The following is a 14,807-nucleotide window of genomic DNA, read 5'->3' on the forward strand; positions in this document are numbered from 1 at the left end:
AAGATGTCAAAACCGGATGACGAGAAAAAATATTGGCTGGATGAGCCAAAGAATATCGACAAGGTGTTTTACGCCGTCCTGATTCTTTGTGCGTTGGTAGCCGTACCCGACATTCTGTCGCTTCTCAATATTCTCTACCACAAGCATATCGAATTTGAGTTTGAGAATATCTTCGAGTTTTACTCCCTGTATGGTCTGGTTTGCTACGTCGGGCTCGTTTTGATCGCCAAGAAACTCCGTAACGTCTTGATGCGGGATGAGGATTACTATGATTGAAGGTCTTAATCCCGGGTTCATCCTGATTTTCGGCGCCCTGCTGGTCCCGTTCACGAATGGGATCATCCGTTCTATTCTGCTCCTGACGCTGCCCGTCCTCGCGCTCGCACAGATTTATACCCTCGGGCTTGGCACCTGGGGCCAGTATGAATTTCTCGGTCTTTCAATCGAGTTGACCCGTATAGATCCCCTTGCGCGGATATTCGGCACTGTCTTCTGCCTGGCGGCTTTTATGGGCATGATCTATGCCCTACACGTGAAAGACACGGTCCAACATTTCGTTGCCCTGATCTATATCGGCTCCGCCATCGGCGCAGTCTTTGCCGGCGACATGGTGACGCTCTTCGTTTTCTGGGAGCTGACGGCAATATCCTCCGTCTTCCTGATCTGGGCAAGCCGGACGGAACGCGCCTACAAGGCGGGCATGCGGTACCTGATCATCCAGGTGTCCTCCGGCGTTATTCTGCTCGGCGGGATCATTCTCTACTATCAGGAAACCGGCTCGATCGCCTTCAACTATATCGGGCTCACAGGCCTTGCGAGCGGATTGATACTGGTTGCCTTCGGCATCAAGAGCGCGTTTCCCTTCCTGCATAACTGGATGCAGGACGCCTATCCGGAAGCGACCGTCACCGGCACGGTGATCCTCTCCGCCTTTACGACGAAGCTTGCTATCTACACGCTGGCGCGGGCCTTTCCCGGAACGGATATCCTGATCCCGATCGGTGGCGCCATGACCGTCTTCCCGATCTTCTTTGCTGTTTTGGAGAACGATCTCCGGCGTGTCCTTGCCTACTCTCTCAATAACCAGCTTGGCTATATGGTGATCGGCGTTGGCATCGGGACCGAACTTGCGATTAACGGTACCGCGGCCCATGCCTTCGCGCATATTATGTACAAGAGCCTGCTGTTCATGTCGATGGGCGCTGTCCTGTTCCGAACCGGCACGATCAAGGCGTCGGAATTAGGCGGGCTATACAAATCCATGCCCATAACAATGATCTTCTGTATCATTGGCGCCGTTTCCATTGCGGGATTCCCTCTGACCGGCGGGTTCGTCTCGAAGGCCATGATCCAGTCGGCGGCCGCAGACGGCGGCATGGTCGTGATCTGGCTTGTCATGCTGTTCGCCAGCGCCGGTGTGATGGACCATTCCGGCATCAAGGTGCCCTTCTTCACCTTCTTCGCCCATGACAGCGATATCCGGGTAAAGGAAGCGCCGAAGAACATGCTGTTTGCAATGGGATTTGCTGCGTTCTTCTGCATCGGGATCGGTGTCTTCCCAGGGCTGCTGTACGAACTGCTTCCCTATGAGCCGACCTATCATCCCTACACAGCAGGTCATGTGATTACCTCACTGCAGCTCCTGTTCTTTGCCACGCTCGCCTTCGCACTCCTGATGCGCTACAAAATCTACCCGCCGGAGCTTCGGTCTACGAACCTCGATTTCGACTGGTTTTATCGCGTCCCGCTGAAATGGCTGGCCCTGTATACAGGCCGGTTGATCCTGATTGTCTGGAACTGGATCCTGGGTATTGCGAATAACATTGTCTACAGCGTCATTAATACAACGGCCAACACGCATGGAAACGGCAAGATCCTCGCACGGACAACGGCGTCTAGTACGGCGGTGATGATCATCGTGGCGGTGCTGGGCTTTGTTGTGGTGTTCTTCTACCGCTTCCTGCAGCAGCCGGTGCCAATGTAGGTTTGGTCAATTCAGGACGACATTATCCTTGGTGACAATCCGTTTCTTGGGCATCCATCGGGTGACGGAGCGTCCGTCGGCGGTAAAGCGGACCTCTTGTTTCTCGGTCGGGGCCGCCTCAAGGTTTGTCCGGCCGCCATCGCGAAATGACGGAACGGGTTGGGCAGGATCATTGCCGACACCCGGTGATGGTACCCCTTTCCGGTAGGCTGTAGCCATATCAGCGATCTGAATTTCCGAATTCCGTCCGCGCGCCATTGCCGAGCGGATCGCCGTATCCTTTGACAGAATAAAGTCCAGCTCCGTCTCGCCTTTGTCCTTGAACTCCGCATGAAAGGTAGAGAGATATCCCTCAACTTCTACGCTCGGCGTCAACGGATTGCTGACCTTGAGGTTATTCTCAAGCGCCAGGAATATATCCGGCTCAATCGGTCCGGCCGCGGTTGCGAGAAACGTTGCCGGCATTAGTTTTCTCTGCTTATGGGTCGCCGCATAAAGCGCCTGTGACAGATAGAGAAGTTTCAGCAAAAAAGGCACATCAGACGCCTTGTCGGACGTCCAGCGTTGATTTTTCAGCCAGCAGAGAATGTCAAAAGTCGAGCGTGTCGCAGGGCGCATATATCTGGTCCCGTTAAGTTTTTTTATATGGCCCAACCTACGAGGTAATGGTTAATCCCCGCTTAATAAAAAGCCGACTTCGTTGTCTTAATGTCACAAAAAATTGCAATTAACCCAAAGTAACCGGACACACTACCTTTAGACGAATAAATATGTTGTAAAATCTCTGTATATAATTTATTTCTGCGCGGCCATTTTTTGACCGAGAGGCGAAATGTTGATGACGGATTTTACCACATCTCTTGACGAGATTACCCACCCGGCGCTGGTTGATCTGGTGAAATACTGGCAACAACTCGACCCTGCGCCGACAATACCAAACCGCCAGCAGTTCAATCCCGTCGATATCCCGCATTGCCTTCGGCACATCGTCCTTTTTGATGTTGGTACCGACAGGCCAAGATATTACATCCGTCTCGCTGGCTCACTGGTCAATCCCGTCTATCAAAAATCCATAACCGGGCAATATCTCGAAAACATTCTAGACGAGCAGGACCGCGAGAAGATTATCGCCCAGTTCGACTACACGGTTACCCATCAGCAGCCAACATACATGGCCAGTTCGGCCCGCACCCCCTCTGATCAGAATCTAAATTATGAGCGTGTTGTGCTGCCCCTGACGACAAGCGGCGACAAGGCAGACAAGTTACTGGTGGGCATAAATTTTTTCAATGTCAGGCACCATCTGATAGACCGCCCGAGATTCAAATTGTAGGCCCCGATAACGGGCTTGCTCTTCCTGTTCTTCATGGAGTAGGCTAGATGTAATCAATCAAGTCAACGTCGGGAGAGATACCATGCAAATGAGCGGTGAGGAACTTATCAACGCCTCACGGGCGGAGGTCTGGGACGCGTTGAACGATCCCGAAATTCTGCGCCAGTCAATCCCTGGATGCCAGTCTGTCGAAAAGGTGAGCGACACGGAATTTACCGCAACAGTAAAGGTCAAGGTAGGCCCCGTCTCCGCCAACTTCAAAGGCAATGTAACGTTAAGCAATATTGATGCCCCGAACGGCTATACCATTACCGGAGAGGGTAAGGGCGGCGCGGCGGGCTTTGGCAAGGGCAGCGCGGATATTTCCCTGAAAGACGGCGATAACGGTACTTTGCTCTCCTATGACGTTAACGCGTCCGTCGGCGGAAAAATGGCGCAGATCGGCTCCCGCCTGATAGATGGCACGGCAAAGAAGCTGGCGTCCGAATTTTTCACAAAATTCAATGAAATTGTCAGTTCCGGCCATCAAGAACCTGAGGTTGAACATTTGGTGGCTGAGGAAACTCCCGCCAGCGAAGCCCCTGTCCCTGAAGCAGGTGCGCAGGCAAAGGCATCATCGCCCCCGCGTGCAGAGAAAGCCGCCTCACCCGACTGGATGCGGCCCGCGATCCTGATTCCGCTGGGGATTATAGCTGCCATCATACTGTTCTATCTTGCCGGCGACTGATTTTAATCTTTGAAAAGCCTTTACAGCTATTGACGTCGCGCTAGATCAGTTGGAAACTCTTATTCGAATAAAACGAAAGTTCTGTATTTCAGTCTGGCACATCGAAACGAACTCAAACAAAACGTTAGATCAAGGGAGGAAGATCATATGACAACCGTTAACATGACGGTGAACGGGAAAAAGGTTAGCGCCGATGTTGCGCCCAACACCCTGCTCGTTCAATTTATCCGTGAAAATCTCCGACTGACCGGCACTCACGTTGGTTGTGATACCAGCCAGTGCGGTGCCTGCACCGTTCATGTCGACGGTGATAGTGTCAAATCCTGTACGATGCTGGCGGTTCAGGCTGACGGCGCGGAGGTCACCACCATTGAAGGTCTGGCGAAGAATGGCGAGTTGCATCCGATGCAGGCCGCCTTCAAGGAAAACCACGGCCTGCAGTGCGGCTTTTGCACTCCCGGCATGATCATGAGCGCGGTTGACCTTGTAAAGCGCAACCCGAACCCTTCCGAGGAGACAATCAGGACCGAGCTTGAGGGCAATATCTGCCGATGCACGGGCTATCATAACATTGTCAAATCAGTCAAAGCAGCAGCGGAGAATATGGGAGGGTGATCAATGTCTGTCGAAAATGGAATTGGCGCCTCAGTCAGGCGTAAGGAAGACCAACGGTTTATAACCGGCAACGGCCACTATCTGGACGATATCAACAGGGTTGGGCAGGCCTACGGCTATTTTCTGCGCTCGCCCTATGCGTTTGCCAAAATCAAGAATATTGACCTGAGCGCAGCCAAGGCAGCACCGGGGGTTGTCGATATCTTCACAGGCGCGGATATGGTTGCCGATGGGATTGGCGGCCTGATCTGCGGCTGGGGCATTACCAGCAAGGACGGCTCGCCCCATAACGCCCCTCCCCATAACAGCCTCGCCGTTGATGCGGTCCGGCATGTCGGGGACCAGGTTGCCTTCGTGATTGCCGAAAGCCTGCAGCAGGCAAAAGACGCCGCAGAGCTGATAGAGGTAGATTACGAGGTTTTAACCCCCGTTACAAACATTTCCAAAGCCTTGGATTCAGGCGCTCCACAGATACATGACGAAGCGCCCGGAAACCTCTGTTATGACTGGGAATTGGGTGACAAGGCGGCGGTGGATGCCGCCTTTGCCAATGCGGCTCATGTCTCGAAGATTGACGTGGTGAACAACCGTCTTTCGCCGAACCCGATGGAACCACGTGCCGCCCTCGGCGAGTATGACGCAGGCAGTGGGGAGCTGACCCTTCACACGACCAGCCAGAATCCCCATGTCGCCCGCCTGATCATGTCAGCTTTCCTGGGCATCGCGCCTGAGAACAAGCTGCGCGTGATCGCCCCAGATGTGGGCGGTGGCTTCGGCAGCAAGATTTTTGTCTATGCCGAGGAAACGACGACCATCTGGGCAGCCCGGAAAATCAACCGTCCCGTCAAATGGACGGCCGATCGATCCGAAGCATTCCTCACGGACGCCCATGGCCGCGATCATGTCACTCATGCGGAACTGGCAACGGACAGTGACGGCAAGATCCTGGCGTTCCGGGTCTCGACCCAGGCGAATATGGGGGCTTATCTCTCGACCTTCGCCAGTGCCGTGCCAACCTATCTTTACGGAACTCTCTTAAGTGGTCAGTACAAAATCCCGAGCATCTATTGCGAGGTGCAGGCCGGGTTCACCAACACGACGCCGGTGGATGCCTATCGCGGCGCCGGCCGGCCGGAGGCCACCTACGTTGTCGAACGCATGATGGATACGGCAGCGCGGGACCTCAAGATGGATCCCACGGAATTCCGCCTTAAAAACTTTATCCAGCCGGATGCCTATCCGTATGAGACACCGGTCATCATGACCTATGACTCAGGCGATTATCCCCTTGCCATGAATATGGCGAAGGACATGATCGACTATAACGGATTTGCCGCCCGCAAGGCCCAGTCAGAGGCCAATGGCAAGATCCGCGGTATCGGCGTCGCCGCCTATATCGAGGCCTGCGGCATTGCCCCTTCTGCGGCCGTCGGCTCGCTCGGGGCCGGCGTGGGTCTCTGGGAATCAGCAGAGGTTCGCTTCAACCCGACAGGCAGCGTGACAGTCTTTACCGGCAGTCACAGCCATGGACAGGGCCATGAAACAACTTTCGCCCAGATTATCTCCGACAAGCTCGGCGTGCCGATCGAAAGTGTCGAGGTGGTGCATGGTGACACCAGCAAGGTGCCCTTCGGAATGGGCACCTATGGGTCCCGTTCCCTCGCCGTCGGCGGATCAGCCATAGTGAAAGCCATCGACAAGATCGTCGAGAAATCGAAGAAGATTGCCGCCCACCTCATGGAAGCCTCGGTCGAGGATATCGAGCATGAACATGGCGTCTTCTCGGTCGCCGGGACAGACAAGAAACTGACCATGGGCGAGATCGCCTTTGCGGCCTATGTCCCGCATAATTATCCCGCGGATCTGGAGCCGGGCATGGCGGAAAATGCCTTCTATGACCCGCTCAACTTCACTTTCCCGGCGGGGACCCATATTGCGGAAGTCGAGATTGATCCGGCGACAGGCGTTGTCGACATTGTCGACTGGGCGGCCGCAGATGACTTCGGCAATATCATCAACCCAATGATCGTTGAAGGGCAGGTTCATGGCGGTGTCGCACAAGGCATTGGTCAGGCGCTGCTTGAAGGCGTGGTCTATGACGATGAAAGCGGACAGCTTCTCACTGGTTCCTACATGGATTACTGCATGCCACGGGCCGATGATCTTCCGAGTTTCCGCATCGCTACGACGAACACCCCCTGCCCCAGCAATCCGCTGGGCGTCAAGGGGTGCGGCGAGGCGGGCGCCATCGCGGCCCCCGCGGCCCTTATGAACGCTATCGTCAATGCGTTGGGTAAAGATATTGATATGCCGGCGACGCCTGAAAAGGTCTGGCGCGCCATCAACAGCAACTAAGAAGGGACCAACCCATGTATTCATTCGATTATGAACGCCCTTCGGGGGTAAATGAGGCAGTTTCCGCCATTGGTGAAGACGACAAGTTTCTGGCCGGCGGCCAGACCTTGCTGCCGACCCTTAAGCTCCGTCTTGCGCAGGCGGGGAAGCTGGTTGATCTTGGCGGGATTGCGGAACTTAAAGGTATCAGCGTCAGCGGGTCAGAGGTTTCCATCGGTGCCATGACCCGTCATGTTGATGTCGCCAATTCAGCAGATGTCAAATCCGCTATCCCTGCCCTTAGCTATCTTGCCAGCCATATTGGCGATGCACAGGTGCGAAACCGGGGCACGATTGGCGGCTCCATCTCTAACAATGATCCGGCGGCGGATTATCCGGCAGCCCTTGTAGGACTTGGTGCAACGGTTCACACCAACAAGCGCAGCCTCTCGGCGGAGGATTTCTTTGTCGACCTTTTTGAGACTGCGCTGGAAGAGGATGAACTGGTCACCAAGGTCACCTTCCCCATTCCCGAGAAGGCGGGGTATGCTAAGTTTCCAAACCCGGCGTCCCGTTATGCCCTAACCGGCGTCTTCGTCGCGAAAACGGCGCAAGGCGTGCGCGTTGCGGTCACCGGCGCAGGTCCATGCGTGTTCCGCCAGACGGATATGGAAGCTGCGTTATCCAGTAACTTTTCAGCGGACGCACTATCGGGCATCAAGACCGAGGCATCGGGCCTGAGTGCCGATATCCATGCCTCCGCCGACTACCGGGCAAACCTGATCTCCGTCATGGCGGCGCGGGCGGTTAAGGCCGCGTCATAATCTACCCCGGTAATGCGGACAGCGACTAAAGGGGAAGTTTTGGCTTCCCCTTTCCACTTTAATCCCCATTTCCCCAATTCGGGGTCAAGTTTCCGGCGCAACCAGGATTAAGTAACCAAGGAAAATCCGACGATCATGACAAATGTCCAACCGCAATCCATCGATGCCGTACAGGACCTGTTACAAAACGCTAATTATGTGGCGGATCGCAGCCTGGCCACTGTCCTCTTTCTGTCGCTCAAAATGGGGCGTCCGCTGTTTCTGGAAGGGGAAGCCGGGGTTGGCAAGACGGAAATCGCCAAGGTGCTGGCGGAACAGCTGGGGCGCCCGTTGATCCGGCTGCAATGCTATGAAGGCCTCGACGTCAGTTCCGCCGTCTATGAGTGGGACTATGCCCGCCAGATGATCGAGATCCGGCTGGCAGAGGCAACCGAAACGGCCGACCGTGACCGCCTCAGCAGTGATATTTTCTCGGAAAAATTTCTGATCAAGCGGCCGCTTCTGAAGGCCCTGGAAAGCACTGTCGGCGGGGCGCCTGTCCTGTTGATCGATGAGCTGGACCGGACTGACGAGCCGTTTGAGGCGTTCCTGCTCGAGGTTCTTTCAGACTTCCAGGTGACGATCCCGGAGTTTGGCACCATCAAGGCGAAGGAGCCGCCGATTGTCGTTATCACATCGAACCGGACGCGGGAGATTCATGACGCGCTGAAGCGCCGCTGTCTCTATCACTGGGTCGATTATCCAAATGCAGCGCGCGAAAAGGAAATCATCACCCGGAAAATCCCCGGTGTGGAGGAACGCCTGTCAGAGCAGATCGTGCTGTTCATTCAGGAACTGAGAAAAGACCCCAATCTGTTCAAGCTGCCGGGCGTCGCGGAAACGCTGGACTGGACCAATGCGCTCAAGGAACTCGATATCATCTCCCTCGATCCGGATGTCATCAATGACACCCTCGGTGTGCTCCTTAAATATCAGGACGATATCGTGAAAATTCAGGGCAGCGAGGCCGCCGACATCATCCAGAAAATCAACACGGAGTTGGAAGCCACATGAAGGACCCGGCGGCACATACCGGCGGCACTTTCGCGGAAAACATCATGCATTTCGCGCGAACGCTACGCCGGGCCGGGCTGCCTGTCGGTCCCGGTCGGGTAATGGAGGCGATCCGCGCGGTAGAGGTGGCCGGCATTCGCCGCCGCGATGATTTTTACTGGACCCTGCATTCGGTTTTCGTCAACCGCCGCGATCAATGGGATATCTTCGATCAGGCGTTTCACGTTTTCTGGCGTAATCCGGAGCTCCTGAAGAAGATGATGGATATGATGCTGCCGACGACTTTTCTCGACAGTACCAAGCGCGATGATCAACCAGAGTTAAACCGGCGTCTTTCCGAGGCCCTGGCCCCCTCTCCCGCTGCTGACTCCGACCAGGAAAGCGAGCAAGAGGAAGTGGAGATAAACGCGACCCTCACCGCCTCGGATAATGAACTCCTGCAGTCCAAGGACTTCGAAAGCATGAGCAGGGAAGAAATGGAGGAAGCCAAAAAGGTCATGGCCACCATGCGTATGCCGATCATGGAAGTAAAAACGCGCCGCCATCAGGCGGATTTTCATGGTGGTGTGATCGATATGCGCCGAACCATGCGCGCGAGCCTTCGAAGCGGTGGGGCCAGCATTCCGCTGCGCTTCAAATCCCGCGTGACGCGGCATCCTCCCCTGATCATCCTCTGCGATATTTCGGGATCCATGGCGCAGTACAGCCGGATGCTGCTGCATTTCATGCACGCACTCACCAACGACCGCGATCGCGTCCATACATTTGTATTTGGTACGCGGCTGACTAATATAACAAGATACATGCGCTATCGGGATGTGGATGCGGCACTAGATGCGGTCAGCGAAAAAGTGGAGGACTGGTCCGGCGGCACCCGTATCGGCGCAACGGTGAAGGAATTCAACAAGTTCTGGTCGCGCCGTGTTCTTGGACAGGGGGCGGTGGTGCTCCTCATTTCCGACGGGCTCGACCGGGACGCAGGAGAAGGATTAGGCGTTGAGATGGAACGGCTGCATAAATCCTGCAGACAACTGATCTGGCTGAACCCCCTGCTCCGCTATCAGGGGTTTGAGCCACGCTCCAAGGGCGTCAAGGCGATCCTGCCCCATGTCGATCAGTTTCGGACGGTCCATAATCTCAACAGCCTGCGGGACCTCGCTGATATCCTGTCAAATCCTTTGGGCGCGCAACCTGAGAAGAGGAGTTTTGCAGCATGACCAACCCCACAACGACCCTGCCCGAAGACGACATTCTGGCCCAGGCGCTCAACTGGAAGAAAGACGGGCGGAAGGTCGCCCTCGCGACCGTTATCAGCACTTGGGGATCCGCGCCCCGTCCGGCGGGAAGCCAGCTCGCCATCGATGAAACCGGCCAGATGGCCGGCTCGGTCAGTGGTGGCTGCGTGGAGGGGGCGGTCATTCAGGAAGCGCTTGAGATCATCAAGAGTGGCGCACCGAAGACCCTGGAATTTGGCGTTAGTAACGACGAGGCCTGGGAAGTCGGCCTTGCCTGTGGTGGTAAGATCAATGTCTTTGTCGAGAAACTGGACTAAGGCGGCGCGATGAAAACGGCTCTCCTTGAAGAACTGCAACAGGCCCGCACGGAAAAGCGTCAGGTCGTCCTCGCGACTAATTTAAAGTCCGGTGATCAGAAACTATTATATCCCTTTGAAACTGAATATAGTTCTGATCTGTCAGAAGCGGCAAGAAATGCGCTTCGGAGCGACAAACCGGCCACATTTGAGGCGGAGGACGGCCCGGTTTTCCTGAATATATTCAATCCGCCGCTCCGCCTTTTTATCGTCGGCGCGGTCCATATTGCGCAGGCTCTCGTCCCCATGGCGGCAGCTGCGGATTATGAGGTGACCGTCATCGATCCGCGCCGGAGTTTCGGTTCCAGTTTTCGCTTCCCCAATGTCACCCTTGATAATCGCTGGCCCGATGAAGCATTTGAGTCGTTATCTCCCGACCGACGCTCGGCCATCGTGACACTAACCCATGATGCAAAACTGGATGACCCAGCCCTGCAATTTGCCCTGAAATCCGACGCTTTTTACATTGGTGCCCTCGGCAGCGGAAGAACCCATGCAAAAAGACAGCAACGGTTAATCTCCGCCGGCTTTACCGAAACGGATTTCAGTCGCATACATGGCCCGATCGGTCTTGACATCGGCGCCAAGTCGCCAGCGGAAATTGCCATTTCCATCATGGCGGAGATTATCGCCGTTCTCCGCCGGAAGGAGGTCAAATGAACTTCGGCCGTCTAGCAGTAGAAAACGCGGAAGGGATTGTACTTGCCCATGCGGTGGAGGTTGCACCGGGCAAGCTGTTGAAGAAGGGTCATGTCCTCACCAAGGCGGACATAGATTCTATTAAAAACAATGGCATACAGACCATTCTTGGTGCGAGAATTGATGAAACCGATATGTCGGAGGACACCGCCGCGGCGACGGTCGCCGCCCCTCTCGCGGGTGCCAATGTGACCGTCAAGCCCCCGTTCACCGGCCGCGCCAACCTGTTTGCTGCAAAGCGCGGGATAGCCGTCATCAACGAGGCGCAAATAAAGACGCTCAACCACATTGACGAGACAATTACCATCGCAACGGTGAAGGGATATGAGTTGGTAGAGGCCAACCAGATGCTGGCAACCGTGAAGATCATCCCCTTCGCGGCCCCAAAGAACAAGGTGGAGAAAGTCCTGTCCTGCATGGAGAGTGCCGCGCAACCAATTGTTTCCATTCATCCTTTCGTCAAGAAAAGGATCGGCGTGATCTCGACGATGCTGCCGAATACAAAGGAAAAGGTGATTGCAAAGTCGGAACGGATCATGGCCGACCGTCTGGAACGATGTGACAACCAAATTGATGTCAGTCGACGCTGCGATCATCATGAGACAGCTCTTGCCGAGGCCATATCGGCGCTCGATAAGGAAGGATGCGATTTTATCCTGATTTTCGGCGCCTCCGCCATTACGGACCGGAATGACGTCATTCCTGCGGCCCTGAAGCAGGTGGGCGGCGAGATCGATCATTTCGGCATGCCGGTTGACCCGGGCAACCTTCTCCTCCTTGGTCATCTTCGGGAAAAGCTTGTTATCGGCCTGCCCGGCTGCACCCGTTCCCCGAAACTGAACGGGTTTGACTTTGTCCTCGATCGTCTACTTGCGGATATCCCGGTCACGGCATCGGATATCATGGATATGGGTGCCGGGGGCCTGCTAAAGGAAATCCCGAGCCGGCCGCAACCGCGCAATCAGGAAAGAAAGACGACAGCGGCGCAAGGGAAGTCGGTTGCCGTCCTTATCCTCGCAGCGGGGCAGTCCCGGCGTATGGGCAGGAAAAACAAGCTGCTGGCGGAAATCGACGGCAAGGCCATGCTGAGCCATACGGCGGAAACAGCCCTCAAATCAAAGGCGGCAGGCGTATTTGGCGTGACCGGTCATGAAAAACAGCAGGTTGAAGCCCTCTTTAACGATCTCGGGATCACGTCATTTCACAACCCAGACTATGCCCAGGGCCTGAGCAGCAGCCTCAAAACCGGGTTTCGCGCCCTCGCCGATGATTTCGACGGCGTCCTGATTTGCCTCGGCGACATGCCTCTCGTGAGTACAAGCCTGTTCAACGCCCTGATCGACGCCTTCGATGTGGAGGAAGGACGGGCGATAATCGTCCCTACTTTCCAGGGCAAACGGGGCAATCCCGTTCTCATCGGCAGCCAGTACAAAAGCGATATTCTCACCCTGACAGGCGATATCGGGGCAAAAGCCCTGATTGCGGAGAATGAATCCTATGTCTTCAATGTCGAGGCCGATAAGGACAGCATCTTCACCGACATCGATACACCAGAGGCCCTAATCGCCCTCCAGCAAGCGTGAGTAAAGAACGTGATCGATGAGCTTTATCAGAAGAATTTGCTGCGGCTTGCCGCCAACGCCACTGGCGACGGAACGCTTGACAACCCGGATGCGGAAGAAACGCTGGATAACCCCACCTGCGGCGACCGTATTACCATCCAGATCCGGCTAAAAGAGAATGAAATTAGAGAGTTAAACCACCAAAATCGTTCCTGCATGCTGTGTCAGGCGTCCGCGTCCCTGATTGGCAAACATGCCATCGGCAAAAACCTCGAGGATATTCTGGAAACACGCCACAATCTGCAATCCATGTTGCATGGAGCGCCTCTTCAGGATACATCGGAGTGGAAAGAACTTGAATATTTCAATGTTGTCGCGCTTCACAAGAGCCGGCATCATTGTGTCCTCCTTCCCTTCGACGCCCTGATCCGGGCGTTGGAGACTGCGAACAAGAAAGTCTGAGATGCGCCGTAAAAATCCAAAAATAAAAAACCTGCCGGACCTTCCTTCCCCCTGTACCGGAATTTGCAGCATGGATACGCAAAACCTCTATTGCCGGGGATGCTTCCGCACAAGAAATGAAATCGGCGGCTGGGTTTTGATGACCAATGTAGAGAAAATGGATGTTCTGAAGGAAATACGCCAGCGGCGTCGGGAATCCCGTCTTTCAGAAAAACTGCCATAATTTTGCCTACTTCCGCCCGCTTAATGCAAGCGTCGTTAATAACAATGTAAGCTTGCATTCAAGTAATGGGGGCACAAATGTATTTGAAAACCCTGAGCATTTTGACAGTTTCCTTTCTGTCCTTGCTGTTTCTTGTAATGGCGACATTCATGCCTGCCGCAACGACTCTCGTCGCCTCTTCCGATAATGACCCCGAGACCAAATGCCTGGCTCAGGCAGTTTATTTCGAGGCGCGCGGTGAACCTTTCAGCGGGCAGGTCGCGGTAGCTCAGGTCGTCCATAACCGTGTCGCGGCAAAGGGCACATCCTATTGCAAGGTGGTATTTGAAGGCAGCTCGCGCCGTAATGCCTGCCAGTTCTCCTTTGCCTGCGACGGTAAATCAGACACCGCAACAGACCAGGTTTCCTGGCAACGGGCGCTGATGGTGGCCAGCCTGGTCAGAGGCGGCAATATGCGGGACCTTTCCGGCGATGCGACCTTCTACCACGCGAATTATGTCTCCCCGACCTGGTCGAAGAGCCTGAAAGTAACCGCCAATATCGGCAATCATATTTTCTACCGTCAAATGTAGGCCCAACCTCGCGATTTCAGGATAAACTGGAGAAAGCGGCCGCAGGTCGCTTTTTTAATGCAATCCTCCCGCTTGCACACCCGGATATACGGCATTCACGAAATGTTTATTCTCCGTGACCCCGATCACATGCAGCAATCAAAAATTAATCTATATTTAAATTTGAAATTATATCAGTTCGATATATACTCGTTCGAAATATCGAAAATCTATTTTCGAGTGATAACGTGGGCGCGTTTCTCGACATTATACAGACTAAGTGGAATTAATGGATATTCGCACTTTATGCCTTGGCATCCTCACAATGGGGGATGCGAGCGGCTATGAGATTAAAAAGACCTTTGAAGATCGACTGGGCCTGATATTCCACGCCAGTTTCGGGTCAATTTATCCCGCGCTTAACAAGCTGACGGACGAAGGTCTTGTCTCCTGTCGGGAATTCAGCCAGGAAAAGCGGCCTGACAAGAAAATTTATTCCATTACCGCGAACGGTCGCTATCAGTTTTTCGACGCCATCATGAAAAAACCGGCGGCAGATCGATTCCGGTCGGAATTCCTGGCGACCTTGATGTTTTCCCATCTTCTGCCGGCATCGGTGATCTCAGAACTTATCGACGACAGAATTAAGGATCGCGCCCAGAAAATCGAGTCATTGTACGACGATTGTCAAACCAAGATGACGGACAGGGACCGGTTTCTATGCAATTTCGGTCTAAAAATGTATCAGGCGGAAATAGATTACCTGCAAGAGAATAGACACTTGCTGGAAGCGGATGCGTTAATGGGCAATCGCGCCGCCGAATGAAGCAACTTTAAACATACTCGACA

General features: G+C 54.5%; 17 protein-coding genes. 16 read left to right on the plus strand and 1 reads right to left on the minus strand.

The features are described 5' to 3' along the window. Window positions 1-3: 3 nt before the first annotated feature. Complete coding sequence (locus J0X12_RS15845) at window positions 4-276, plus strand: hypothetical protein (protein WP_207047405.1); 273 nt, start codon at window positions 4-6, stop codon at window positions 274-276. Continuing rightward, window positions 269-1,984 (plus strand): Na(+)/H(+) antiporter subunit D, encoded by a 1,716-nt coding sequence (locus tag J0X12_RS15850; RefSeq protein WP_207047406.1) that lies wholly within the window; start codon window positions 269-271, stop codon window positions 1,982-1,984. Before J0X12_RS15845 ends, J0X12_RS15850 begins: the two co-directional genes overlap by 8 nt. Window positions 1,985-1,990: 6 nt before the next feature. Here the strand turns inward: J0X12_RS15850 and J0X12_RS15855 are convergent, their stop codons facing one another. Beyond that, the gene (locus tag J0X12_RS15855; RefSeq protein WP_207047407.1) at window positions 1,991-2,602 is read right to left on the minus strand and encodes a hypothetical protein; all 612 of its coding nucleotides are present in this window, start codon (window positions 2,600-2,602) and stop codon (window positions 1,991-1,993) included. Window positions 2,603-2,822: 220 nt separating this feature from the next. Between J0X12_RS15855 and J0X12_RS15860 the strand changes: the two genes are divergently transcribed. The 14 genes from J0X12_RS15860 to J0X12_RS15925 all read left to right on the plus strand — a co-directional run bounded on the left by J0X12_RS15860 (window position 2,823) and on the right by J0X12_RS15925 (window position 14,784). Further along, window positions 2,823-3,317 (plus strand): PAS domain-containing protein, encoded by a 495-nt coding sequence (locus tag J0X12_RS15860; protein WP_207047408.1) that lies wholly within the window; start codon window positions 2,823-2,825, stop codon window positions 3,315-3,317. An 82-nt stretch (window positions 3,318-3,399) separates the two neighbouring features. After that, complete coding sequence (locus J0X12_RS15865; RefSeq protein ID WP_207047409.1) at window positions 3,400-4,044, plus strand: SRPBCC family protein; 645 nt, start codon at window positions 3,400-3,402, stop codon at window positions 4,042-4,044. Window positions 4,045-4,191: 147 nt separating this feature from the next. Continuing rightward, window positions 4,192-4,659: a (2Fe-2S)-binding protein gene (locus tag J0X12_RS15870; RefSeq protein ID WP_207047410.1), complete on the plus strand. Its 468-nt coding sequence runs from the start codon at window positions 4,192-4,194 to the stop codon at window positions 4,657-4,659. Between the two features lie 3 nt (window positions 4,660-4,662). Beyond that, entirely contained in the window at window positions 4,663-7,014 is a 2,352-nt protein-coding gene (locus J0X12_RS15875) for a xanthine dehydrogenase family protein molybdopterin-binding subunit (protein ID WP_207047411.1), read from the plus strand. Between the two features lie 14 nt (window positions 7,015-7,028). Next, complete coding sequence (locus J0X12_RS15880; RefSeq protein ID WP_207047412.1) at window positions 7,029-7,817, plus strand: FAD binding domain-containing protein; 789 nt, start codon at window positions 7,029-7,031, stop codon at window positions 7,815-7,817. 135 nt (window positions 7,818-7,952) lie between these two features. Beyond that, complete coding sequence (locus J0X12_RS15885; RefSeq protein ID WP_207047413.1) at window positions 7,953-8,870, plus strand: AAA family ATPase; 918 nt, start codon at window positions 7,953-7,955, stop codon at window positions 8,868-8,870. Further along, on the plus strand, window positions 8,867-10,087 hold the full coding sequence (locus J0X12_RS15890) for a vWA domain-containing protein (RefSeq protein WP_207047414.1): 1,221 nt from the start codon (window positions 8,867-8,869) through the stop codon (window positions 10,085-10,087). The genes J0X12_RS15885 and J0X12_RS15890 overlap by 4 nt, the downstream gene beginning before the upstream one ends. Continuing rightward, a complete protein-coding gene (locus J0X12_RS15895) occupies window positions 10,084-10,422 on the plus strand; it encodes an XdhC family protein (protein ID WP_207047415.1) in 339 nt (112 codons plus the stop codon). The genes J0X12_RS15890 and J0X12_RS15895 overlap by 4 nt, the downstream gene beginning before the upstream one ends. A 9-nt stretch (window positions 10,423-10,431) precedes the next feature. Continuing rightward, a complete protein-coding gene (locus J0X12_RS15900) occupies window positions 10,432-11,121 on the plus strand; it encodes an XdhC family protein (RefSeq protein ID WP_207047416.1) in 690 nt (229 codons plus the stop codon). After that, window positions 11,118-12,743, plus strand: a complete 1,626-nt coding sequence (locus J0X12_RS15905; RefSeq protein ID WP_207047417.1) for an NTP transferase domain-containing protein — start codon at window positions 11,118-11,120, stop codon at window positions 12,741-12,743. Before J0X12_RS15900 ends, J0X12_RS15905 begins: the two co-directional genes overlap by 4 nt. A 9-nt stretch (window positions 12,744-12,752) precedes the next feature. Next, window positions 12,753-13,184, plus strand: coding sequence for an iron-sulfur cluster assembly scaffold protein (locus J0X12_RS15910; protein ID WP_207047418.1), 432 nt, complete (start codon window positions 12,753-12,755; stop codon window positions 13,182-13,184). Between the two features lies 1 nt (window position 13,185). Next, the gene (locus J0X12_RS15915; RefSeq protein WP_273543436.1) at window positions 13,186-13,407 is read left to right on the plus strand and encodes a DUF1289 domain-containing protein; all 222 of its coding nucleotides are present in this window, start codon (window positions 13,186-13,188) and stop codon (window positions 13,405-13,407) included. Between the two features lie 77 nt (window positions 13,408-13,484). Continuing rightward, entirely contained in the window at window positions 13,485-13,979 is a 495-nt protein-coding gene (locus J0X12_RS15920) for a cell wall hydrolase (RefSeq protein WP_207047420.1), read from the plus strand. Between the two features lie 268 nt (window positions 13,980-14,247). After that, entirely contained in the window at window positions 14,248-14,784 is a 537-nt protein-coding gene (locus J0X12_RS15925; protein WP_207047421.1) for a PadR family transcriptional regulator, read from the plus strand. Window positions 14,785-14,807: the final 23 nt, after the last annotated feature.

The sequence above is a fragment of the Sneathiella sedimenti genome (assembly GCF_017313765.1).
GTDB lineage: Bacteria > Pseudomonadota > Alphaproteobacteria > Sneathiellales > Sneathiellaceae > Sneathiella > Sneathiella sedimenti.